At 66.4% G+C, this 21,713-nt stretch carries 19 protein-coding genes, 4 tRNA genes, 1 other RNA gene and 1 riboswitch; of the genes, 6 read left to right on the top strand and 18 right to left on the bottom strand.

The genetic code is table 11. The features are described from left to right. Positions 1-133: 133 nt before the first annotated feature. From greA to carA, 3 genes are read right to left on the bottom strand one after another with little or no spacing between them, the layout of a single operon-like run. Complete coding sequence (greA, locus tag J7I44_RS15650; RefSeq protein ID WP_209622953.1) at positions 134-610, bottom strand: transcription elongation factor GreA; 477 nt, start codon at positions 608-610, stop codon at positions 134-136. After that, a complete protein-coding gene (gene carB / locus J7I44_RS15645) occupies positions 607-3,834 on the bottom strand; it encodes a carbamoyl-phosphate synthase large subunit (protein WP_209622951.1) in 3,228 nt (1,075 codons plus the stop codon). Before carB ends, greA begins: the two co-directional genes overlap by 4 nt. Beyond that, positions 3,834-4,961, bottom strand: coding sequence for a glutamine-hydrolyzing carbamoyl-phosphate synthase small subunit (carA, locus tag J7I44_RS15640; RefSeq protein ID WP_209622949.1), 1,128 nt, complete (start codon positions 4,959-4,961; stop codon positions 3,834-3,836). The genes carB and carA overlap by 1 nt, the downstream gene beginning before the upstream one ends. A 209-nt stretch (positions 4,962-5,170) precedes the next feature. Here carA and J7I44_RS15635 point away from each other — a divergent pair, with 209 nt between their 5' ends. Then, complete coding sequence (locus J7I44_RS15635; protein ID WP_209622930.1) at positions 5,171-5,866, top strand: 2OG-Fe(II) oxygenase; 696 nt, start codon at positions 5,171-5,173, stop codon at positions 5,864-5,866. Between the two features lie 3 nt (positions 5,867-5,869). Here the strand turns inward: J7I44_RS15635 and J7I44_RS15630 are convergent, their stop codons facing one another. The 6 genes from J7I44_RS15630 to hrcA all read right to left on the bottom strand — a co-directional run bounded on the left by J7I44_RS15630 (position 5,870) and on the right by hrcA (position 13,218). After that, complete coding sequence (locus J7I44_RS15630; RefSeq protein WP_209622928.1) at positions 5,870-6,868, bottom strand: sodium:calcium antiporter; 999 nt, start codon at positions 6,866-6,868, stop codon at positions 5,870-5,872. 68 nt (positions 6,869-6,936) lie between these two features. Further along, positions 6,937-7,102, bottom strand: a riboswitch (yybP-ykoY riboswitch). A 108-nt stretch (positions 7,103-7,210) separates the two neighbouring features. Then, the gene (gene dapB, locus J7I44_RS15625; protein WP_209622926.1) at positions 7,211-8,005 is read right to left on the bottom strand and encodes a 4-hydroxy-tetrahydrodipicolinate reductase; all 795 of its coding nucleotides are present in this window, start codon (positions 8,003-8,005) and stop codon (positions 7,211-7,213) included. Between the two features lie 278 nt (positions 8,006-8,283). Then, positions 8,284-9,417 (bottom strand): molecular chaperone DnaJ, encoded by a 1,134-nt coding sequence (dnaJ, locus tag J7I44_RS15620; RefSeq protein WP_209622924.1) that lies wholly within the window; start codon positions 9,415-9,417, stop codon positions 8,284-8,286. A 107-nt stretch (positions 9,418-9,524) separates the two neighbouring features. Continuing rightward, positions 9,525-11,441 (bottom strand): molecular chaperone DnaK, encoded by a 1,917-nt coding sequence (dnaK, locus tag J7I44_RS15615; protein WP_209622921.1) that lies wholly within the window; start codon positions 11,439-11,441, stop codon positions 9,525-9,527. 118 nt (positions 11,442-11,559) lie between these two features. Continuing rightward, positions 11,560-12,081: a nucleotide exchange factor GrpE gene (grpE, locus tag J7I44_RS15610; RefSeq protein ID WP_209622919.1), complete on the bottom strand. Its 522-nt coding sequence runs from the start codon at positions 12,079-12,081 to the stop codon at positions 11,560-11,562. 81 nt (positions 12,082-12,162) lie between these two features. After that, positions 12,163-13,218 carry a heat-inducible transcriptional repressor HrcA gene (gene hrcA, locus J7I44_RS15605; protein WP_209622917.1) on the bottom strand — a complete coding sequence of 352 codons (1,056 nt, stop codon included), beginning with the start codon at positions 13,216-13,218 and terminating at the stop codon, positions 12,163-12,165. 118 nt (positions 13,219-13,336) lie between these two features. Here hrcA and recN point away from each other — a divergent pair, with 118 nt between their 5' ends. After that, positions 13,337-15,010, top strand: coding sequence for a DNA repair protein RecN (gene recN, locus J7I44_RS15600; RefSeq protein ID WP_209622915.1), 1,674 nt, complete (start codon positions 13,337-13,339; stop codon positions 15,008-15,010). 96 nt (positions 15,011-15,106) lie between these two features. Here the strand turns inward: recN and J7I44_RS15595 are convergent, their stop codons facing one another. Further along, positions 15,107-15,745 carry a response regulator transcription factor gene (locus J7I44_RS15595; protein WP_209622913.1) on the bottom strand — a complete coding sequence of 213 codons (639 nt, stop codon included), beginning with the start codon at positions 15,743-15,745 and terminating at the stop codon, positions 15,107-15,109. A gap of 169 nt (positions 15,746-15,914) precedes the next feature. Here J7I44_RS15595 and J7I44_RS15590 point away from each other — a divergent pair, with 169 nt between their 5' ends. Then, a complete protein-coding gene (locus tag J7I44_RS15590) occupies positions 15,915-17,510 on the top strand; it encodes an MASE1 domain-containing sensor histidine kinase (protein WP_209622911.1) in 1,596 nt (531 codons plus the stop codon). A 342-nt stretch (positions 17,511-17,852) separates the two neighbouring features. On the opposite strand, the gene fur is transcribed toward J7I44_RS15590, so the two are convergent. After that, on the bottom strand, positions 17,853-18,269 hold the full coding sequence (fur, locus tag J7I44_RS15585) for a ferric iron uptake transcriptional regulator (RefSeq protein ID WP_209622909.1): 417 nt from the start codon (positions 18,267-18,269) through the stop codon (positions 17,853-17,855). Between the two features lie 74 nt (positions 18,270-18,343). Between fur and J7I44_RS15580 the strand changes: the two genes are divergently transcribed. Next, a complete protein-coding gene (locus J7I44_RS15580; protein WP_209622907.1) occupies positions 18,344-18,793 on the top strand; it encodes an outer membrane protein assembly factor BamE in 450 nt (149 codons plus the stop codon). A gap of 2 nt (positions 18,794-18,795) precedes the next feature. Here the strand turns inward: J7I44_RS15580 and J7I44_RS15575 are convergent, their stop codons facing one another. Both J7I44_RS15575 and J7I44_RS15570 read right to left on the bottom strand, forming a co-directional pair. Further along, entirely contained in the window at positions 18,796-19,062 is a 267-nt protein-coding gene (locus tag J7I44_RS15575; protein WP_209622905.1) for an RnfH family protein, read from the bottom strand. Next, complete coding sequence (locus J7I44_RS15570) at positions 19,055-19,483, bottom strand: type II toxin-antitoxin system RatA family toxin (protein WP_209622903.1); 429 nt, start codon at positions 19,481-19,483, stop codon at positions 19,055-19,057. Before J7I44_RS15570 ends, J7I44_RS15575 begins: the two co-directional genes overlap by 8 nt. Before the next feature lie 67 nt (positions 19,484-19,550). On the opposite strand from J7I44_RS15570, the gene smpB reads away from it, so the two are divergent. Further along, a complete protein-coding gene (gene smpB / locus J7I44_RS15565) occupies positions 19,551-20,042 on the top strand; it encodes an SsrA-binding protein SmpB (protein ID WP_209622901.1) in 492 nt (163 codons plus the stop codon). Between the two features lie 78 nt (positions 20,043-20,120). Beyond that, positions 20,121-20,473: a transfer-messenger RNA gene (ssrA, locus tag J7I44_RS15560) on the top strand. Between the two features lie 73 nt (positions 20,474-20,546). Here the strand turns inward: ssrA and J7I44_RS15555 are convergent. The 5 genes from J7I44_RS15555 to J7I44_RS15535 all read right to left on the bottom strand — a co-directional run bounded on the left by J7I44_RS15555 (position 20,547) and on the right by J7I44_RS15535 (position 21,691). Next, positions 20,547-21,002, bottom strand: coding sequence for a response regulator (locus J7I44_RS15555; RefSeq protein ID WP_209622900.1), 456 nt, complete (start codon positions 21,000-21,002; stop codon positions 20,547-20,549). Positions 21,003-21,017: 15 nt separating this feature from the next. Further along, positions 21,018-21,104 (bottom strand) — tRNA-Leu (locus J7I44_RS15550). A 161-nt stretch (positions 21,105-21,265) separates the two neighbouring features. Beyond that, a tRNA-Cys gene (locus J7I44_RS15545) sits at positions 21,266-21,339 on the bottom strand. 74 nt (positions 21,340-21,413) lie between these two features. Then, positions 21,414-21,489 (bottom strand) — tRNA-Gly (locus tag J7I44_RS15540). Between the two features lie 126 nt (positions 21,490-21,615). After that, positions 21,616-21,691, bottom strand: a tRNA-Gly gene (locus J7I44_RS15535). Between the last annotated feature and the right edge of the window lie 22 nt (positions 21,692-21,713).

Here is a 21,713-nt window from a genome sequence, read left to right as displayed (position 1 = left end):
GACGCAAAAAGGCCGCTCGAAGCGGCCTTTTTTTGTGCCCGCGTTTTCAGCCGATACATAAGGGTGGGCTTCAGCCCACCCTATGTGGCCGCGGCAAGGTGGGCTGAAGCCCACCCTCCCCCACCCGCGGCGGTTACTCGTAGCGGACGCCGGTGATTTCGTAGTGCTTGACGCCGTTGGGCGCCCTGAACTCGAAGCTGTCACCCTCACTCTTGCCGATCAGCGCGCGGGCGATCGGCGAAGACACGGCGATCAACCGCTGCTTGATGTCGGCCTCAAGGTCGCCAACGATCTGGTAGGTCACGGCGTCACCGGAGTCCTCGTCCTCCAGATCCACGGTGGCACCGAACACCACCTTGCTGCCGGCACCAAGCCGCGAAACGTCGATCACCTCAGCGGTGGACAGCGAAGCTTCCAGCTCGGCAATGCGTCCCTCGATGAAACTCTGTTGCTCGCGCGCGGCGTGATATTCGGCGTTTTCCTTCAGGTCGCCATGGGCGCGGGCCTCGGCGATCGCCGCGATGATACGCGGGCGCTCGACCGACTTGAGGCGTTCCAGTTCGCCGCGAAGACGTTCCGAACCGGCCTTGGTCATGGGTGCGCGACTCATGCGGTCAGCTCCTTGTGCAGTTCCTGCAGGCTGTGCACGTCCGCCTCGCCGTGGAAATCAAGCGAGTGGACGAGCGCACGCGCGCCTGCCACGGTGGTCGAATAGGTGACGCGGTGCTGCAAGGCCTCGCGTCGGATGGAGAACGAATCGGCGATCGCCTGCTTGCCCTCGGTCGTATTGACGATATAGACGATCTCGCCATTCTTGATCAGGTCGACGATGTGCGGCCGCCCCTCGAGCACCTTGTTGATGCGCTCGCATGGCACGCCGTGATCGTTGAGGAAGGCCGCGGTACCGCCGGTGGCGACCAGGCTGAAGCCGCGCGCCAGCACTTCCTTCGCGACCGGCAACAGGCGGTCCTTGTCGGCATCCCGCACGGACAGGAAGATCTTGCCCTTGGCTGGCGCCTTGATCCCCGCCGCCTCGTGGCCGCGTGCAAACGCGGCGCCGAACTTGCGGCCCACGCCCATCACCTCGCCGGTGGAACGCATTTCCGGACCCAGGATCGGATCGACGTTCTGGAACTTTAGGAACGGGAAGATCGCTTCCTTCACCGAGTAATAGTCGGGAATGATCTCCCGCGTGGCGCCCTGGCTTGCCAGCGTGCGCCCCGCCATGCAGCGGGCGGCGATCTTGGCCAGCGGCATGCCGGTGGCCTTGGAGACGAACGGCACCGTGCGCGACGCGCGCGGATTCACTTCCAGGATGTACACGGTATCGCCCTGGATGGCGAACTGCGTATTCATCAGGCCGACGACCTTCAGTTCCTTGGCCATCGCGGCAGCCTGGCGGCGCAACTCGTCCTGGATCTCGGCCGAAAGCGAGTACGGCGGCAGCGAGCAGGACGAATCGCCCGAATGCACGCCGGCCTCCTCGATATGCTCCATGATGCCGCCGACCAGCACGTTGCCCTCGGCGTCGGCAATGATGTCGACGTCGACCTCGACCGCGTGGTCGAGGAAGCGGTCCAGCAGCACCGGCGAATCGTTGGACACCTGCACCGCCTCGCGGATGTAGCGCGAAAGATCGGCGTCGTCGTAGACCACTTCCATGGCGCGGCCGCCAAGCACGTAGCTTGGGCGCACCACCATCGGATAGCCGATCTCGCGCGCCAGCGCCAAGGCCTCGTCCGCGTTGCGCGCAGTGCGGTTGGGCGGCTGGCGCAGGCCCAGCTTGTGGATCATCTGCTGGAAGCGCTCGCGGTCCTCGGCCAGGTCGATGGAGTCGGGTGAGGTGCCGATCACCGGCACGCCAGCCGCTTCCAAGGCACGCGCGAGCTTTAGCGGGGTCTGGCCGCCGTACTGCACGATCACGCCCTTGGGCTTCTCCAGCTCGACGATCTCCAGCACGTCCTCGAGCGTCAGCGGCTCGAAGTACAAGCGGTCGGAGGTGTCGTAGTCGGTCGAGACGGTTTCCGGATTGCAGTTGACCATGATGGTCTCGAACCCGTCCTCGCGCAGCGCCAGTGCGGCATGCACGCAGCAGTAGTCGAACTCGATGCCCTGGCCGATGCGGTTCGGGCCACCCCCGAGCACCACGATCTTTTCGCGGTCCGAGGGATTGGCCTCGCACTCTTCCTCGTAGGTCGAGTACATGTAGGCCGTGCTGGTGGCGAATTCCGCCGCACAGGAATCCACGCGCTTGTACACCGGGCGCACGCCCAGCGTGTGACGCAGGTGGCGCACGGCCGCCTCGTCGGTGTTGAGCAGCTGCGCGATGCGCGCATCGGCGAAGCCCATGCGCTTCAACTCGCGCATGCGTGGCGCGTTGAGCGCGGTCATACCCTGGGCCTTGACCTCCTTCTCGGTGAGGACGATGTCCTCGAAGGCGGCCAGGAACCACGGATCGATGCGGCTGCAGTCGTGGATCTCTTCCAGCGACAGGCCGGCGCGGAAGGCGTCGGCCACGTAGAACACGCGCTCGGGGCGCGGCTCGCGCAGTTCGCGGCGGACCCTCGCCTGGCCCTCGACACTGGCCAGATCCAGGCCGGTCGGGTTCAGGCCCGTCTTGCCGATCTCCAGCCCGCGCAGCGCCTTCTGCAGCGACTCGTGGAAGGTGCGGCCCATCGCCATCACCTCGCCCACCGATTTCATCTGCGTGGTCAGGCGCGCGTCCGCCGAAGGGAACTTCTCGAAGGCGAAGCGCGGGATCTTGGTGACCACGTAGTCGATGGTCGGCTCGAACGACGCCGGCGTCAGCCCCCCGGTGATGTCGTTCTTGAGCTCGTCCAGCGTGTAGCCGACGGCCAGCTTGGCCGCGACCTTGGCGATCGGGAAACCGGTCGCCTTGGAAGCCAGCGCCGACGAACGCGACACGCGCGGGTTCATTTCGATCACCACCACACGGCCGTTCTCGGCATTGATGCCGAACTGCACGTTGGAGCCGCCGGTATCGACACCGATCTTGCGCAGCACGGCCAGGCTCGCATCCCGCAGGCGCTGGTATTCCTTGTCGGTGAGTGTCTGCGCCGGCGCCACGGTGATTGAGTCACCCGTGTGCACGCCCATTGGATCGAGGTTCTCGATCGAACAAACGATGATGCAGTTGTCCGCATGATCGCGGACCACTTCCATCTCGAATTCCTTCCAGCCGAGCACCGACTCCTCGACCAGCACCTCATGCACCGGCGAGAGTTCCAGACCGCGCTTGACGATCTCCTCGAACTCTTCGACGTTGTAGGCGATGCCGCCGCCGGAACCGCCCAGCGTGAAGCTCGGGCGGATGATGGTCGGGAAGCCGACCCGCGTCTGGATGTCGACGGCCTGCTCGTAGCTGCGCGCCACTTCCGCCTTCGGACAGTCCAGGCCGATCTCGGCCATCGCCTGCTTGAACAGCTCGCGGTCCTCGGCCATGCGGATCGCGTCGCGCGAGGCGCCGATCAGCTCCACGCCGTACTTCTCGAGCACGCCGTTGTCGGCCAGGTCCAGCGCGCAGTTGAGCGCGGTCTGGCCACCCATCGTCGGCAGCACCGCGTCGGGCTTTTCCTTGGCGATGATTCGCTCGACCGTCTGCCAGTTGATCGGCTCGATGTAGACCGCGTCGGCCATCTCCGGGTCGGTCATGATCGTGGCGGGGTTGGAGTTGACCAGGATCACCCGGTAACCCTCTTCCCGCAGTGCCTTGCACGCCTGCGCACCGGAGTAGTCGAACTCGCAGGCCTGGCCGATCACGATCGGGCCGGCGCCGATGATCAGCACGCTCTTGATGTCAGTGCGCTTGGGCATTAGCGGGCCTCCTGCATGAGCTGCGCGAAGCGCGCGAAGAGATAGCCGACGTCATGCGGGCCGGGCGCTGCTTCCGGATGGCCCTGGAAGCAGAACGCCGGGCGGTCGGTCAGCGCGAAGCCCTGCAGCGAACCGTCGAACAGCGAAGTGTGGGTCACGCGCACGTTCGCCGGCAGCGTCGCCGGGTCCACGGCGAAGCCGTGGTTCTGGCTGGTGATCAGCACGCGGCCGTCGTCGTGGTCCTTCACCGGATGATTGGCACCGTGGTGGCCGAACTTCATCTTGATGGTCTTGGCGCCCAGCGCGAGCCCCATCAGCTGGTGGCCCAGGCAGATGCCGAACAGCGGAATCTTCGCGTCCAGGAATGCCTTGGTCGCCGCGATGGCGTAGTCGCACGCGGCCGGGTCGCCCGGACCGTTGGACAGGAACACGCCGTCGGGCTTCATCGCCAGCACGTCGGCGGCCGGCGTCTGCGCCGGCACCACGGTGATGTCGCAACCATGGCTGGCCAGCAGCCGCAGGATATTGAGCTTGGTACCGTAGTCGTACGCGACCACCTTGTAGCGGGTATCCGGCTGAGTGAACGCGGCGCGGTCGAGGTCGTACACGCCCTCGGTCCAGCGGTAGGGCTCGCGCACGCTGACCACCTTGGCCAGGTCCATGCCGTTCAAGCCCGCGAACGCGCGCGCCTTGGCCAGCGCGGTCTCGGCGTCGATCCCCTCGCCCGCCAGGATGCAGCCGTTCAACGCGCCCTTGTCGCGCAGGATGCGGGTCAGGCGGCGGGTGTCGATGCCGGCGATCGCCACGATGTTCTGGCGTGCCAGGTACTCGGGCAGGCTCTCGGTGCTGCGCCAATTGCTCGGCCGGCGCGGCACGTCGCGCACGATCAGGCCGGCAGCCTGCACGCGCGTGGACTCGGCGTCGGCCGGGTTCACGCCGGTGTTGCCAACGTGGGGGTAGGTCAGGGTGACGATCTGGCGGGCGTAGGAGGGATCGGTGAGGATCTCCTGGTAGCCCGTCATCGCTGTATTGAAAACCACCTCGCCTACGGTTTCGCCAGTCGCACCCACGGCATGGCCGTGGAACACGCTGCCATCTTCGAGGGCAAGCAGAGCGGGAATGGGCATGGGGGCCGCCTTTAGGTGCAGCAAAGTCCGCAAGCCGCTGCTAGCAGGCTTGTGGACCTTGGGTCGGAAGAAGTCTCGGGCGGGTCGCAATGATAGGTGCCAGGGCCGATTCTGTCCACCGCGTGAAGCGTGAACAAGACATCCACACGGGCCTCTGCGTGTGCTCGGCGCGCGCTAAACTTGCCGGTATCCGGTCCACGAAGGCGTCCATGAAAGCCACCGTCATGCTCGATCCTGCCCGCCTCGACCGCCCCGACACCGACGTGCGAAGGGAGCCGTTTCCGCTCCTGATCGCCCACGGCCAGCTGCCGGAAGATGCGCGCAACGAACTGGATCGCGACTTTCCCCGCTACAGCAGCGCCGGCTTTTTTCCCTACGACCCGGTCGACTGCGGCCCGTCGATCAATGCCCTGGTGACCGACCTCACCGCGCCGGCCTTCGCCAGTGCCATCGGGCAGCGGCTGGGTATTCCGAATCTGGCCGAGTACCCCACACTGGTGACGCTGTGCCGCTACCTCAACAAGCGCCACGGCACGATCCACACCGACAGCAAGTCCAAGGTCGCCACCGCCCTGCTCTACCTCAACAGGCAGTGGACCGACACCAGCAATGGCTGCTTGCGCTTCCTCCACCGCATCGACGACATCGACGACATGGTGGCCCCCGAGCTGACGCCGCTGTACGGCGAGTTCGCGGTATTCAAGCGTTGCGAAAACTCGTTCCACGGTCACTTGCCCTTCGAAGGCGAGCGCCGGGTCATCCAGGTCGCCTGGCTGACCAGCGAAGAAGAAAAGCTGCGCAAGACCCGGCGCGGAAAATTCTCACGAGCCTTCAAGAAGCTCGTCGGTGCGCTGGATCGCCGTTTCGGCGCCCGACGCGACCGCAACGCCGCGCACCGGGACTGATCCTCAGGCCAGGTGCCAGGCCACGAACGCGGCGAACACGCCGTAGAGCAGGCCCACCGGTACCAGCCAGCGCGCCTTGACGTGCCCGCGCTGGAAGAGCCACCACAAGTAGCCGACCGCCACCGTGGTCAACACGCCGGCCACGATCAGCGGCAGGTCGAACAGCCATGGCGTAAAGAACAGCGCCAGCGAACTGGGAATGGTCGCCTGGATCATCATGGCGCCGGAGATGTTCGCCAGCGCCAGCCGCTCCTTGCCCTGGCGGACCCAGATCAGCGCATTGACCGTTTCAGGCAACTCGGTCGCCACCGGGCTGAGGACCAGCGCCACGACGTGCGCGGACAGGCCGAAGGCCAGTCCGATCACCTCGATCTGCGTGACGAAGATACGTGAGGCGATCGCGATCACCACCAACGCGAGCCCACTCTGCAAGGCCACGCGCCACATCGCCGGATCGGCCGCGTGGGGTTGGAACTTCAGCGGTTCGAGCTCCTCCTCGTCCGCCGCCATGTCGCCGGTCTTCAGCTCGCGCCAGACGTACAAGCCGTAGGCGCCGATGAACAATACGCCCAGCCACGGCTTCAGCGCGAACGCGACCAGGCCCAGAGCGCACTTGACCACGAAGATCGAGAGGAACCAGCGCTGGTCGCGCGCAAGCCGTGCGTGGTCGACCTTCACCACTGCGTCGGGCCGTCGCAACCGATGCCGGTTGCTCCAAAGCGCAATGCCGACGACCGCATAAGCGATCGTGCCCAGCACCAGCGGTCCGCCGAGGGCCGCCCCGACGCCGATACCCTTTTGCTCGGGCGTGTGTCCAAACACCACGGCGATGAAAGTGACGGCACTTTCGGGCAATGCGGTGCCGAACGCGGCGAGCACCGTACCGGTCGCCGTGGCGTCAAGCCGAAACTTGCGGCCCAACCACTCGATGCCATTGACGAAATACTCGCAGGCGGCATAGATCGCGCCGGCGGAGAGCAGGAACCACAAGGCGGTGAGCATCAACACGTATCCGGCCGGGCGAGCGGAAAACCGATGGCGCGACGATGCGGCTCGCCCGGCGAGGGTTCGAGCGCATCGTGGCCAAAGGTCTCGCCGGGCACCACCCGCCGGTTTCCGGCGGTGCGGCCATCCACGCCATGGAGCATTGGCTCCAAGTCTGTTGACGCGGATTCCTCGGGGGACGAAGGCTGAATGCCTTCGCGGTGAGGATGGCTACTCCCCAATGACAAGAGGGAAATGGTACCGGCGGACCGCGGGTGGAACAAGCGTCGCCGCCCCTAGGGTGGGCTTCAGCTCACCGCGGCCGTGCAGGATGGGTGGACTCAAAGCCCACCCTGCGGGCTAGGCGCCCAGTCGCGCAGCCAGCAGTGCTTCAAGATCGTAGGCACCTGGAGGCTGGTCGTGCAGCCAATGTGCCGCTTCGATCGCGCCGCGCGCGAAGATGCTGCGATCGGTCGCGCGATGGGCCAGTTCCACGCGCTCGCCCGCGCCGATCAGCATGGCGGTGTGTTCCCCCACGATGTCGCCGCCCCGCACGACCGCGAAACCGATGGAGCCTGCGCGACGCGGCCCCTCGCGCGAACCGGCGACGCCATCCTGCGCAAGCGTGGTGTTGCGCGCCGCCGCGGCGGCCTCCCCGAGCGATAGCGCGGTGCCCGAGGGTGCGTCGGTCTTGCGCTGGTGATGGGCTTCGATGATCTCCAGGTCCCATTGCGGCAAGGCTGCGGCGGCCTCGCGAAGCAGCCGGGTGAGCACGGCCACGCCGAGGCTGAAGTTGCTTGCATGCATCAGCGGGATCCGTGAAGCGGCTTGCGCCACGCGCGCCTTGAGCGCGGCGTCGATCCCGGTGGTGCCGCTGACCAGCGCCGTGCCGTGGGCGGTGCAGTAATCCAGCGCAGAAGCCAGCCCGCCCGGACCGCTGAAGTCGATCACCACGTCCGGCCGGTCCTGCGGCCATTCCACCTGGAAGCACGGCGCGGCGCGGTCATGCCAGGCGCGCTCGCCCAGTTGCGGCATGCCCAGCCCGGTGAGCGCCGAGGTGACCTCGAAGCGCGCGTCGTCACGCAGCAGCTCGAGCAATACGCGTCCCATGCGGCCGGTGGCGCCGTTGACGGCAAGGCGTAGCGGTCGGCTCATCGCGTGGTTCCGTGCGTGCTGGGACGCGTAGCGTAACCGGGAGGGGGCGACTGCGCATGCCGCCAATAGCGCCTGCTCTGCTCCCTCTTCCCTGCGGGGAGAGGGCCGGTGAGGGGCCGGGACTCGCGGCAAGTTCAGGTCGAGCCGAAGAGGTCATTGCCCGCCAAGAGCAAAGATTTGTCTCGGAAGGAAGCTACACCCCCGCGAGCGCCGCCCCACGCCCCAACCTTCTCCCTGGTGGCGAGAGGGCGCTGATTCGCGGCGAAGGGCTGCCGGGCTTACGAAGTGACGCGGGAGAGGAATTCTTTGACCCCGTCGACCCAGCTCTTGGCACGCGGTGTGTGCGCGTCGGGGTCGCCTTCGCTGAAGGTGGCCTCTAGCTTCTCCAGCAGCTCGCGCTGCTCGCGAGTCAGACGCACGGGGGTTTCCACCACGACACGGCAGAGCAGGTCGCCGACACGGCCGGAGCGCACCGACTTCACGCCGCGACCGCGCAGGCGGAAGGTCTGGCCGGTCTGGGTTTCCGGCGGGATCGACACCGGCACTTCGCCTTCCAGTGTCGGGACCTTGAGTTCGGCGCCCAACGCCGCCTGCGAAAAACGGATCGGCACTTCGCAGTGCAGATCGTTGCCTTCGCGCTGGAAGATCGCGTGTTCACGCACGCGTACATCGACATACAGGTCGCCCGGCTCGGAACCGGCTGGGCCGGCTTCACCTTGCCCGGAAAGACGAATACGGTCGCCGTTGTCCACACCGGCCGGGATGTGTACCGACAGCGTGCGCCGCTCCTCCAGCAGGCCTTCGCCATGGCACGCCTTGCAGGGTTTCTCGATGGTCTGGCCGCTGCCTCCGCAATGGGGGCACGCCTGCTGGATCGAGAAGATGCCGTTCTGCATGCGCACGCGGCCATGGCCATGGCAGGTCTTGCACTGCGTGGTCTTGCCGTCGGCCGAACCGCTGCCATTGCAATGGTGGCAATTGACCTGGGTCGGGATCTCGATCGTCTTCTCGACGCCGAAGACCGCCTCTTCCAGATCCAGGTCCATCACGTAGCGCAGGTCCGCGCCCCGACGAGGACGGCCGCGGCCGCCGCCGCCCATGCCGAAGATATCGCCGAAGATGTCCCCGAAGATGTCACCCATGTCGCCGAAACCACCGCGACCGCCCATGCCGCCCTCGAAGGCGGCGTGGCCGTGCTGGTCGTACATGGCGCGCTTCTGCGCATCGGAGAGGACCTCGTAGGCCTCCTTGGCCTCCTTGAATTTCTCCTGCGCGGTGGGGTCGTCCGGGCAGCGGTCCGGGTGGTACTTCATCGCCAGACGGCGAAAAGATTTCTTCAGCTCGACTTCGGTGACGGTGCGTTCGACACCGAGCACCTCGTAGTAATCGCGCTTGCCCGTTGCTGCATTCATGACTTCAACCACACCCCTGATCCAGATCTGGCCGCCGATCAGCAGGCAGCCCGCGCGACATGATAGCCGGCGCGGGCTGCTTCATCGGCTGCGCCGCGTTCCCTCGTTTACTTCTTCTCGTCCTTGACCTCGGTGAACTCGGCATCGACCACGTCGTCGGGCTGGGCCGAGCCGCCGCCCGGGGCAGCCTGCGGGCCGGCCTCCGCGCCGCCGCCCTGGGCCGCGGCGTAGAGCGCCTGCGCGGCCTGTTCGAGCTTCTCGATCTTGGCCTCGATCTGCGCCTTGTCGTCGCCGTCCTTGATCTTCTCCAGCTCCGACAGCGCCTCCTCGATGGAGCCGATCTGCGCGCCGACCTTGCCGCCATGCTCCTTCAGCGCGCTGCGGGTGGCGTGCACCAGCTGGTCGGCCTTGTTGCGGGTGGCGACCAGTTCGTGGAACTTCTTGTCCTCTTCCTTGTTGGCCTCGGCGTCGGCGACCATCCGCTGGATCTCTTCCTCGGACAGGCCCGAGCCGGCCTTGATCTCGATCTTCTGTTCCTTGCCGGTCTTCTTGTCCTTGGCCGACACGTGCAGGATGCCGTTGGCGTCGATGTCGAAGGTGACCTCGATCTGCGGCATGCCGCGCGGCGCCGGGTCGATGCCGGACAGGTCGAAGCGGCCCAGCGACTTGTTCGCGCTGGCGCGCTCGCGCTCGCCCTGCAGCACGTGCACGGTCACCGCGGTCTGGTTGTCGTCGGCGGTGGAGAAGGTCTGCGCGGCCTTGGTCGGCACGGTGGTGTTCTTCTCGATCAGCTTGGTCATCACGCCGCCCATCGTCTCGATGCCGAGCGACAGCGGGGTGACGTCCAGCAGCAGCACGTCCTTGACCGAGCCGCCCAGCACGCCGCCCTGGATCGCCGCGCCCACGGCCACGGCCTCATCCGGGTTGACGTCCTTGCGCGGCTCCTTGCCGAAGAAGTCCTTGACCGATTCCTGCACCTTGGGCATGCGGGTCTGGCCGCCGACGAGGATCACCTCGTTGATGTCCGAGACGCGCAGGCCGGCGTCGTTGAGCGCGATGCGGCAGGGCTCGATGGTGCGCTTGACCAGGTCTTCCACCAGCGCTTCGAGCTTGGCGCGGGTGAGCTTGATGTTCAGGTGCTTCGGGCCCGAGGCGTCGGCCGTCACGTATGGCAGGTTCACCTCGGTCTGATGCGCGGAGGAGAGCTCGATCTTGGCGCGCTCGGCCGCGTCCTTCAGGCGCTGCAGCGCCAACGGGTCCTTGCGCAGGTCGATGCCCTGGTCCTTCTGGAACTCGTCGACCAGGTAGTCGATCACGCGCTTGTCGAAGTCCTCGCCGCCGAGGAAGGTGTCGCCGTTGGTGGCCAGCACCTCGAACTGCTTCTCGCCGTCGACTTCGGCGATCTCGATGATCGACACGTCGAACGTGCCACCACCGAGGTCGTAGACCGCGATCTTGCGGTCGCCGCCCTTCTTGTCCAGGCCGTAGGCCAGCGCGGCCGCGGTCGGCTCGTTGATGATGCGCTTGACCTCCAGGCCCGCGATGCGGCCGGCGTCCTTGGTCGCCTGGCGCTGGCTGTCGTTGAAGTAGGCCGGCACCGTGATCACCGCCTCGGTGACCGGCTCGCCCAGATAGTCCTCGGCGGTCTTCTTCATCTTCATCAGCACCTTGGCGGAGATTTCCTGCGGCGCCATCTTCTTGCCGTCGGAAGTCTGCACCCAGGCGTCGCCGTTCTCGTGGGCGACGATGCCGTAGGGCACGATGTGCAGGTCCTTCTGGACCTCGGCGTCGGTGAACTTGCGGCCGATCAGGCGCTTGACCGCGTAGAAGGTGTTCTTCGGGTTGGTCACGCTCTGGCGCTTGGCCGGCGCGCCCACCAGGACTTCGTTGTCCTTGCTGAAGGCGACGATGGACGGCGTGGTGCGATCGCCCTCGGCGTTCTCGATCACCTTCGCGGTGCTGCCGTCCATCACGGCGACGCAGGAATTGGTGGTACCCAGGTCGATGCCGATGATCTTGCCCATAGTGTTCAGCTCCAATGCTTTCTAGGCGGCCCCCGCGGCCGCGATGGTTTTCCAGATGGTGGCCCGTATCCGGCGATTCAATGCCGCGGGGCCGTATGTGTGTTCAGCGAGTGACGCGTCAATCCCTGGCCACGGCGACCAGCGCGGGACGCAGCAGCCGGTCGTTGAGCACGTAGCCTTTCTGCAGCACGTTCACCACGGTACCGGGCGCCTTGCCGGGCGCCTCGACCATGCTCACGGCATGGTGGCGTTCCGGGTCGAGCGGCAGGTCGACCGGGTCCACCTGCACCAGACCGTGGCTCTCGGCCACCTTCAGTAGCGCCTTGAGGGTCAGCGCCAGGCCTTCGCGCACGGCGGCCGCGTCGCCGCTTTCGATCGCCAGGCCGCGCTCCAGGCTGTCGTAGACCGGCAGCAGCTCGTTCAGCAGCTTTTCGTTGGCGAAACGGCGAGCCTGTTCCAGGTCGCGATGCAGGCGCCGGCGTTGATTTTCCAGCTCGGCGTGTTCGCGCAGCACGGACTCGCGCAACTCGGCGTTGCTCGCTTCCAGCTCGGCGATCCGCGCCTGCAGCGCCTCGGTCCCCTGCGCCTCGGAAGAACCTAATTCCTGCACCTGGTCCGGCGTCTGCTCGTTGTTCTGCATGCGTTACTCCAAACGAATGTCCGGGCCGGCACCTTGAGTGCCGACCGCCATAAAACGCGGGAAACCCGCCCTCCGGGGCGGTTATAGGGACGTCGCGGCGCGATTCAAGGCGTCGCTGAGCAATCCGGCCGTCGCCTGCACCACCGGAATCACCCGGTCGTAGGCCATGCGGGTAGGTCCGATCACGCCGACCGCGCCCAGCACCCTGCCCTGCACGCCGTAGCTGGCGGTCACCACGCTGCAGCCATCGAGCGCGGCAAAACCCGATTCCTCGCCGATGAACAGGCGCACGCCCGGGGCCCGGGCGCACACTTCCATCAGTTGCAGCAACTCGTTCTTCTTCTGGAACGCTTCGAACAGCTCGCGCAGGCGATCCAGGTCGGCCAGTTCCGCGTAGCCCATCAGGTTGGTCTGGCCACTCACCAGGACGTCGTCCCCGCCCCCTTGAGGGGCAAAGGAGGCGGCTGCCAGTTCCGTCGCACTGGCAACCAGGCGGTTGAGTTCGCTCCCCGCCTCGCGCAGCTCGCGCAGGAGGTGCGCGCGGATGTCGTCCACGCGAAGCCCGGCGAAATGCGTGTTGAGGTAGTTGGCCGCCTGCTCCAGCTCGCGGCTGTCCAGCGGCTTGCCCAGCTGCACGATGCGGTTCTGCACCTGGTTGTCGGAGAACACCAGGATGACCAACACCCGGGCGTCCGGCAGCGGAACGAAGTCGATATGCCGTAGCGGGAAATCGCCCTGGCGCGGCACCGTCACCACGCCGGCGAAGTGGGTCATCGCCGAAAGCAGGGTGGACACGTTGCCAAGCAGGTCACGCGTGGTCGTGGGGCCAGGGGGCAGCTCGCGCTTGAGCCGGGCCATCTCCTCGCGCGGCAGCGGCTGCAACTCGATCAGGCTGTCGACGAACAGCCGCAGGCCGCGTGGCGTGGGCACGCGACCTGCCGACGTGTGCGGCGAGGCGACCAGGCCCGCGTCCTCAAGGTCCGCCATGATGTTGCGGATCGTCGCCGGGCTCACGTCCAGGCCGGAGGAGCGGGACAGCGTGCGCGACCCCACCGGCTCGCCGTCGGCCAGGTACTGCGCAATCAGGGTGCGCAGCAGGCGGCGGGCGCGGGCGTCGAGGTCGTGAGGTCGGGTCATTCGCTGTGGCAAACGGTGAGACGGGACAGAAATAAGGTGTCGCCGCCGAGTTTGCAAGAACACCGGTCGCGGCGGTAGCCGCGCCCGCGCGTCCCTTCTGCCCGTACAATTCCACGCCATGCTCACTTCCCTTTACGTCCGCCATTTCGCCGTCGTCGAAGAAGCCGAGGTCGCCTTCGGGCCCGGCCTGACCGTGGTCAGCGGCGAAACCGGCGCCGGCAAGTCGCTGCTGGTCGACGCGCTGATGCTTCTGGCCGGCGCGCGCGCCGACAGTGGCATGGTGCGCGAAGGCTGCGACCGCGCCGAACTGATCGCCGAATTCGACCTGACCGCCCTTCCCGAGGCCCGCGCCTGGCTGGCGCGGGAAGAGTTGGACGACGAAGGAGCCTGCCAGTTGCGACGTGTGATCCGAGCCGAAGGCAGCTCGCGCGCCTGGATCAACGGCCGGCCGGCCAACGCCAGCCAACTTGGCGAGCTGGCGACCCTGCTGGTGGAAATCCACGGCCAGCACGAGCACCAGGCGCTGCTCTCGCGCAGCCACCAGTTGAACCTGCTCGACGCCTACGCCGGGAACGAAGAGCAGGTCGCGCAGGTCCGTGCGCTGGCCACGCAATGGCGGGAGCTGGGCGCGCGCATCCGCAAACTCAGCGGCGGCGACGACCGCGAGCAGCGGCTGGAACTGCTGCGTCACGAAACCGGCGATCTCGAACGCTGGGCCTTGCCGCCGGCGGAACTGGCCGAACTGGAAGCGAACCACAAACGTCTGGCCAACGCCGGCCGGCTGGCCGAGGGCGCCTCGGGCGTGGTGGAACTGCTCGACGGCGACAGCGAATTTGCCCTGCGCAGGGCGCTCGGCCGCGCGCATGGCGAACTGGGCAAACTGGCTGCGCTCGATCCGCGCCTCGCGCCGCTGCTGGAGCTGCTCGACAACGCCGAAATCCAGCTTGGCGAGGCCTCCGACGGCCTCTCCCGCTACGCCCAGGACGTCGATCTCGATCCCGAACGCTACGCCGAGGTCGACGCCCACCTCACCCGCCTGCATGAGCTGGCGCGCCGGCATCGCCTGCCGGTCGCCGAGCTGCACGAACGGCTGGGCGCTCTGCAGATGGAACTGGCCGAACTGGAAGGCGCCGGCGATGCGCTCGAGCGGCTCGCCGCCGAACGCGCACGACTGGAACGCGACTACGCCAAGGCCGCCGACGCCCTGGGCCTCGCCCGCCGCACGGCCGCCGCGCGCCTGGGCGAGGAAGTCAGCGCACTGATGGGCGAACTGGGCATGGCAGGTGGCCGGCTGGTGGTCGAACTCGAGCCGGTCGACGGGGACGAGCCCGACTTACAGGGCCGCGAGCGCTGCGAGCTGCTGGTCAGCGCCAACCCCGGCCAGCCGCCGCGCGCGCTGCGCAAGGTCGCTTCCGGTGGCGAACTGGCGCGCATCAGCCTGGCCATCGAGGTGGCCACGCTGGGCAAGGACACGATCGGCTGCATGGTATTCGACGAGGTCGACACCGGCATCGGCGGCGCGGTAGCCGAGGTGGTCGGGCAGAAGCTGCGTGCGCTTGGCGGCGAACGCCAGGTGCTGTGCGTCACCCATCTGCCGCAGGTCGCCGCACAAGGCCACGCGCATCTGCGGGTGAGCAAGCACAGCGACGGCGACACCACGCGCACGCAGATCGAGAAGCTGGATGCCGCGGGACGCCGCGACGAGTTGGCGCGGATGCTGGGCGGCGTGGAGATTTCGCGCGAAACACGCGCCCACGCCAGGCAGATGCTGGAGCGCGCGCAAAGCGCCTGATCGCGCGACTGACGTGCAGGAGCCCGCTTGCGGGCAATGCTCTTGCCCGGCAGGGACCAAGAGCATCGCCCGCAAGCGGGCTCCTGCGAAAACAGGCTAGTTCTTCCGCTCGGACAACAGCCCGCGCTCGCTGGCCATCCGGTAGAGATCCAGTTCCGAGCCTGCGCCAAGCTTGCCCATCAGGCTCGCGCGATGGATATAGATGGTCTTCTGCCCCACCCCCAGCGCCGCCGCGACCTGCTTGGGCGCCTTGCCGGCCGCGAGCAGCAGGAATACCTCACGCTCGCGCGCGGTCAGCCGGTTGACCGGATCGAGTGCCTCGCTGGGCCGCTCGGCACGGCGCTGGCGCAGATCCGAACTGAGGAACGTCTCGCCTTGCATCACCTGGCGCAGGCCCGCCACCAGCTCTTCCGGCGCGGCACCTTTGGTGACGTAGCCACTGGCGCCACGGCGCAACGCTTCGGAAACGTAAGGCTCGCCGTCATGCATGCTCAGCACCACGATATGCGTGTCCGGCGCCAGGCTGTGCAGGTGCTCGATGAGCGGCAGGCCGCTGCCGTCGGGTAGCGAGAGATCCAGTGCGACAAGGTCGGGCCGGCGCTGGTTGATCGCGTCCACCGCGTCGTCGGCGCACCGGCATTCGGCAATCACCTCCAGGTCCGGCTCCAGCTCGATGAGCCGCTTGAACCCCTCGCGGACGATGGCGTGGTCGTCGACCAGAACGATGCTGTACATGCTGCCCCGCTGACTTTCTGTTTTTCGGGCGGCGCGCCTTGATACGGCTCGACCGCTTCGGACGCCCCCGCGTCCGGCCCTAGCTTCCTGAGTCTATAAGAGTCCGGCAACCCCTGCCCAAACGCCCGTCCTGCGCTGGGCAGGCAGCAGTCGCATGTACCATCGCCGCATGCGATCGAAGCCCTTTTCCTTGCCTGACTCCGGCCCGCTGCTGGGCGTCATCTACGTGCTGCTGTGGCTGGCGTTGCTGCCTACGCAGCAACCCTACTGGATGCTGCCCTTCGGGCTGCGCTTCGCCGCACTATTGATCGTACCGGTGCGACAGTGGTTCTGGCCGTTGGGGCTGGAACTGGCGGCGACGGTGATCCTGGACCTGCGCTCCGGGCTACCGATGGGCTGGGAAACCTTCATCATCGGCGACCTGCCCGAGCCGCTGGTCATGGCGATCGGCCTGTGGCTGCTGCGCCGAGTCAACCTGCACGCCAGCCTGCGCGACCCGGAAGAAGCCACACGCCTGCTGCTATCGGCCGTGCTCGTGGTGGTTGCGGTGGCGGCGACCGATGCGGTGCTGCTGGCCCTGCTCCACCAAAGCGCGGCTCCCGCGGCGATGGTGCGCGCACTCGGCCGCGAGCTGCTTGGCAACTACCTTGGCGTGCTGCTGGTTGCGCCGCTGTCGATCATGCTGCTGCGCGCGCGGCCGAACCGGAAAATGGTCGCCAGCCTAGTGATGGACGGGTTGCTGGTGATGCTGCCGGCAATGGCATTGCTGCTGATGCTTTCCGAGCACGCCGCACCCCAGCCCGAGTTCGCCCGCGTGTTGTCGCTGGCACCCGTACTGTTCTTCGCCTTTCGCCACGGCTGGCGTGGCGCGACGCTGGCGATGCTGATCTCGTGCCTCGGCATGACCGCGGTCGACCATCAGCCAGGTCATGCACAGAGCGCGGCCGGCTATTTGTTCCTGGCCGTTGCCGGCACCGGCGCCCTGATGCTCGGGGCGGCGACCGATGCCCTGCGCCGCAGCAGCGAACGGGTCGCCGAGCAGAACGTCTACCTGGGTGCGGTCAACCGCCGCCTGGACCAGCTCGCGCGCCAGTTGCGCGATGCGGCCCGGGGCAACCTGCAGGCGGAGGAAAACCAGCGCCGGCACATGGCCGCCGAACTGCACGACGAACTGGGACAGAACATCACCGCCATCCAGACCCACATGAAGCTGGCGCAGGTACGGCTGCGCCAGGCCGGGCTGGACGACATCAGCGTCTCGATCAACACCATCCTGGGTTACATGCGCCGCGCCCTGCACCGCCTGCTGGACGACCTGCGCCCGGCCGTTCTGGACGAGTTCGGCCTGCTGCGCGCGCTGGACGAAGGCCCGATCCGCGACCTGCTGACCACTGCCGGCATTCTCTTCCACACCGACATGCGCGGCGATCCACGGTTGCTGGACGAAGACACCCGCATCGCGGTGTACCGACTGGTACAGGAAAGCGCGACCAACGCCGTCAAGCACGCCCAGGCCAGCGAATTCCGCTTGCGCCTGCGTATCGGCGAACGCCATGGGGTCGTGCTGGCCCTGCTCGACATCCGCGATGACGGCGTGGGCCTGCCCAGCCGCCTGCCCCGCGGGGGCCGCGGCCTGCAAGGCATGCGCGACCGCGTCACGTCGCTGGGTGGCCTGTTCCGGCTACGACCCGACCGCCAGGGCGTCCACCTGCGCGTTTTGTTGCGGGGCAGCATGCCAAGCCATGAACCCGGTCGCCTGGCATAGGAATTTTTCCAATACCGAAGTCGTGAACAGCTCGTTAGCATCAGTCCATCGATGTGGGGGAGCCGCCATCGCAAGATGGCGTGCCGTGGTCACCGTGGGGACGGTGGCCACGAAGAACGGCAGGATGCCGTTCCGCCGGTACCAACGGCGCCACCCGGCCAGCGAGCAATTCGCACTGCCGAGGCGCTATGTGGTAACGGATCAGCCGTGGGTGGACAGGAGTCCTCCCGCGGCTTTTTTTTGGACCCACCGCGGCGCTCTTGTAGGAGCGCGCTTGCGGGCGATGCTTATCACCTACCCGGGAACCTCGCCATCAAGCGGGCCCCTACTGGGTTTCCAGGCTCAGCGGGCCTTGTTCTTGGGCCGCACGTACAGCACCAGGCTGTGATCCTCCAGCACGTAGCCGTGCTTGGCGGCGATTTCCTGCTGCAGCCGCTCGATCTCCTCGCTGACGAACTCGATGACCTTGCCGCTGTCTACGTCGATCATGTGGTCGTGGTGCTTGCCGCGGTCAAGCTCGTAGACGGCCTGGCCGCCCTCGAAGTTGTGCTTGACCACGATGCCCGCGGCCTCGAACTGGGTGAGCACGCGATAGACCGTTGCCAGGCCGATGTCTTCCTGTTCGGCCAGCAGCTTCTTGTAGACATCTTCGGCGGTGAGGTGCTGGACGCCCTCCTCCTCGAAGATCTGCAGGATCCGCATGCGCGGGTGGGTGACCTTCAGGCCGACCCGGCGCAGCTCTCTGGTTTCCTGTTCCATAGCTAGCTCCAAGCACGGCGTACCAAGGCCGTTAGTGTATCATCGACACCTTCACGATCCGGACGCAAACACGCATGCACAAGCTGATTCGCACGCTCGGTTCCGCCATGCTGGCGCTCTCGCTGGTGGGCTGCGGACTGGTCTATGTTCCCGACGTGCAGCAGGGCAACTTCCTGGACAAGAAGGATGTCGATCAGCTCAAGCCGGGCATGACCAAGCACCAGGTGCTGGTGCTGCTGGGCTCGCCTTCGGTCCATACCCCGTTCAACCAGAACCGCTGGGACTACGTGTCCACCCAGCAGCACCGTGGCGGCAAGATCAAGATCCGCACGTTCACGCTGACCTTCAACAACGACACGTTGGTACGCACCGACGGCGACTTCTTTGCGCAGGATCCGCAGAAGATGCTGGAGGACAGCAAGAAGTACCACGTCACCTACCCGGTCGACGAAACCCAGGGCGACAAGAACACCAGCGGTACCGAGGACAGCGGCTCCACGCCACCCGACGACGGCACGCGCTGACGTCAGCGGGCGCGGCGACGCCGCGCCTCCTTGGGGTCGACCACGAGCACCCGATAGATTTCCACCCGGTCGCCGTCGCGCAACCGATGCTCCGGTGGTACGCGGCGGCCGAACACGCCCACCCGCTGCAGATCGACCTGGATGCTGTCCTGGCCCAGCTGCGCCGCCGCGATCGCGTCGCATACGGTCGCGCCCGAGTCCAGCACCAGTCGCTTGAGCAGCGTGCGTCCAGGCAGCGCGAGCACCACTTCCACCGCGATCTCAGCCATACGCGCGCCGGGCCTCGCGGCCAAAATCGTCGACCATCTTGCTCGCCAGCGCCTGGAAGCCCAGCTTGATCGCGGTGGCTCCCAGGCCCACATAAACGAAATCTAGCGCAAAAGCGATCTTGCAACCCTGTTCGCCGAGCGGGATGAATTCCCAGAGCCCGTCCAGGCTGCGGAACGGCCCCTCCACCAGTTGCATGTGCAGGCGCCGCGGCGGTTCGGTGGTGTTGCGGGTGGTGAAGCTCTGCTTGAGCCCTGCGTACCTGAGATCGAGCCGCGCCACCAGCATGTCGCCCTCGCGCTGGAGCACCTGCGCTCCGGCACACCAGGCGAAGCGCTTTGGGTATGCTTCCACGTCGTTGACCAGATCGAACATTTGCGCCGGGGTGTAATTAACCAGCGCGCTTCGTCGGATTTCGATCACGGCTACCTCTTCCATCATTCGGGTGCGACGGCTTCCGGCGCACCGCAAAGGCGCAAGTCTAGCGGACATGGCAAAAGCGAAGGACAAGGACAAACACGCCGGCGGGACGATCGCGCTCAACAAGCGCGCCCGCCACGAGTACCACATCGACCAGCGCTACGAGGCCGGCATCGCGCTTCAGGGCTGGGAACTGAAGGCATTGCGTGCTGGCCGGATCAATTTCGGCGACGGCTACGCGGTCGTGCTCAAGGGCGAGATCTTCCTGGTGGGTACGTCGATCCCGCCGCTGATCAGCGCATCGACCCACGTCATTGCCGAGGACCGGCGCACCCGCAAGCTGTTGCTGCACAAGCAGGAGATCGACCAGCTGATCGGCGCGGTCGAGCGCAAGGGCTACACGCTGGTCCCGATCGCGATGTACTGGAAAGGCAACAAGGTCAAGGTCGAGATCGGCCTGGCCCGTGGCAAGCAGGCGCATGACAAGCGCGATGCGGAGAAGGAACGCGACTGGCAACGCGAGAAGCAGCGCACCATGCGCGCGCACAACCGCGAGGTCTGAACGGTCGCCGGCGCGCGCATTGAAGCGGGCCGTGCCGGCCCCATATACTTGTTCGACTGACCAGCTCAGATTGTCCCCGGGGGTGTCCTGGCTTCGACGGGGGTAGTGAGATGGCTTGGTGCATGCCGAGGGGGCAGCTTTCCTCGTAAATCCAGCCGCAAACTCATAGTTGCCAACGACGACAACTACGCTCTGGCCGCTTAAGGCCTAGCCCCGAACCCACTTGTGCCTGTGCTCGTGGATGTAGGGTCATTATCACGGGATCGCCCGAAGCTGCCGCCCGTCGGCTCAGGGTCAAATCAAGCGGGCTGGTCCTTCGATGCGCTTCGCACATCGTGCTGTCGCGGGACGAGATCCAACGGTGAGCTAAGCATGTAGTACCGGGCGTCAAGCGCCTTCGGACGCGGGTTCGACTCCCGCCACCTCCACCAATACGGCATCCACCCGATGCCATGCGAACCGGCACCGACGCGCAAGCGCAGGTGCCGGTTTTCTTTTGGCGATTCAGGGACGCGTCAGTGCGCGACGTACGCTTTCGGCCAGACTCACGCTGTCGTAGGGCTTGCAGAGGATCGCAGCGCGCGGCCGCCCTTCCCGGCTTTCCAGCTCCGTGTCGCCGGTGGCGAAGACCAGCCCGATATCCGGCTGCAGCTGGCGTGCACGTTCGGCAAGCTCGGTGCCCGACATGCCCGGCAATCCCACGTCGGTCACCAGGACGTCGATAGACCGCTCGCGAAGCTGCGCCACCGCGTCCGGTCCGTATTCGGCTTCCAGTACCTCGTGACCCATCTCCCGCAACATGTCGGCGGCGTCCATGCGGATGAGCGCATCATCCTCGACCAGCAGAACCGTCAATGCCCCTGGGGCACCCGAATTCCCGCCCGCGGGCCCGGACTCGCGCGCCGCCGAAGAGGCCGCCTTGTAGTGGCCCGTGACATCTGAAATGTGCGAATTGGACATGAATGGAGTCGTCGATGGTGCCCGGAGCGGGGGTCGAACCCGCATAGCCTTTCGGCTGAGGGATTTTAAGTCCCTTGCGTCTACCAGTTTCGCCATCCGGGCATAAGGCCAAGGATCGTAGCACCCGCCTACCTCTGTAGGAGCCCGCTTGCGGGCGGATGCTCGCCGTGGCCGCGGGAAGATGTCGCGCGAAGTGGGCACCAGAGGTTCGAAGCGCGCCAAACGAAAAGGCCCGCCGGGGCGGGCCTTCGACGATCGCGCAATGGAGGCCAGGGTCGGAATCGAACCGGCGTACACGGCTTTGCAGGCCGCTGCATGACCACTCTGCCACCTGGCCATCGCGCGCGGAACGCATGGTTGCGATCCGCTTAAAAAAAACAAAACCCCGGTGAACCGAGGTTTTGCGGAAACTGGAGCGGGAAACGAGACTCGAACTCGCGACCCCGACCTTGGCAAGGTCGTGCTCTACCAACTGAGCTATTCCCGCGTCAGAGTCGGAAAGGATAGCAGAACCCGTCAGGATGTGAAGGCCCCGGCCGCGGTTTTTGCATGTTTCCGTAGCGGCTGCCGGAAACGACGAAGCCCCGGCAAGGCCGGGGCTTCGAGAAGAAACTGGAGCGGGAAACGAGACTCGAACTCGCGACCCCGACCTTGGCAAGGTCGTGCTCTACCAACTGAGCTATTCCCGCATCGGAGCCGCGCATTTTAGCG

Origin of the sequence: Frateuria flava, assembly GCF_017837635.1 — a bacterium.
In the GTDB taxonomy this organism is placed as follows: Bacteria; Pseudomonadota; Gammaproteobacteria; order Xanthomonadales; family Rhodanobacteraceae; genus Frateuria_A; species Frateuria_A flava.
Note: the sequence above shows the minus strand (reverse complement) of the source record. Positions and strands in the feature narration are given on the sequence as shown.

Excerpts from the sequence above, each read along its gene's own strand:
- greA (WP_209622953.1), bottom strand. The coding sequence starts at position 610 with ATGAGTCGCGCACCCATGACCAAGGCCGGTTCGGAACGTCTTCGCGGC.
- carB (WP_209622951.1), bottom strand. The coding sequence starts at position 3,834 with ATGCCCAAGCGCACTGACATCAAGAGCGTGCTGATCATCGGCGCCGGC.
- carA (WP_209622949.1), bottom strand. The coding sequence starts at position 4,961 with ATGCCCATTCCCGCTCTGCTTGCCCTCGAAGATGGCAGCGTGTTCCAC.
- J7I44_RS15635 (WP_209622930.1), top strand. The coding sequence starts at position 5,171 with ATGAAAGCCACCGTCATGCTCGATCCTGCCCGCCTCGACCGCCCCGAC.
- J7I44_RS15630 (WP_209622928.1), bottom strand. The coding sequence starts at position 6,868 with ATGCTCACCGCCTTGTGGTTCCTGCTCTCCGCCGGCGCGATCTATGCC.
- dapB (WP_209622926.1), bottom strand. The coding sequence starts at position 8,005 with ATGAGCCGACCGCTACGCCTTGCCGTCAACGGCGCCACCGGCCGCATG.
- dnaJ (WP_209622924.1), bottom strand. The coding sequence starts at position 9,417 with ATGAATGCAGCAACGGGCAAGCGCGATTACTACGAGGTGCTCGGTGTC.
- dnaK (WP_209622921.1), bottom strand. The coding sequence starts at position 11,441 with ATGGGCAAGATCATCGGCATCGACCTGGGTACCACCAATTCCTGCGTC.
- grpE (WP_209622919.1), bottom strand. The coding sequence starts at position 12,081 with ATGCAGAACAACGAGCAGACGCCGGACCAGGTGCAGGAATTAGGTTCT.
- hrcA (WP_209622917.1), bottom strand. The coding sequence starts at position 13,218 with ATGACCCGACCTCACGACCTCGACGCCCGCGCCCGCCGCCTGCTGCGC.
- recN (WP_209622915.1), top strand. The coding sequence starts at position 13,337 with ATGCTCACTTCCCTTTACGTCCGCCATTTCGCCGTCGTCGAAGAAGCC.
- J7I44_RS15595 (WP_209622913.1), bottom strand. The coding sequence starts at position 15,745 with ATGTACAGCATCGTTCTGGTCGACGACCACGCCATCGTCCGCGAGGGG.
- J7I44_RS15590 (WP_209622911.1), top strand. The coding sequence starts at position 15,915 with ATGCGATCGAAGCCCTTTTCCTTGCCTGACTCCGGCCCGCTGCTGGGC.
- fur (WP_209622909.1), bottom strand. The coding sequence starts at position 18,269 with ATGGAACAGGAAACCAGAGAGCTGCGCCGGGTCGGCCTGAAGGTCACC.
- J7I44_RS15580 (WP_209622907.1), top strand. The coding sequence starts at position 18,344 with ATGCACAAGCTGATTCGCACGCTCGGTTCCGCCATGCTGGCGCTCTCG.
- J7I44_RS15575 (WP_209622905.1), bottom strand. The coding sequence starts at position 19,062 with ATGGCTGAGATCGCGGTGGAAGTGGTGCTCGCGCTGCCTGGACGCACG.
- smpB (WP_209622901.1), top strand. The coding sequence starts at position 19,551 with ATGGCAAAAGCGAAGGACAAGGACAAACACGCCGGCGGGACGATCGCG.
- J7I44_RS15555 (WP_209622900.1), bottom strand. The coding sequence starts at position 21,002 with ATGTCCAATTCGCACATTTCAGATGTCACGGGCCACTACAAGGCGGCC.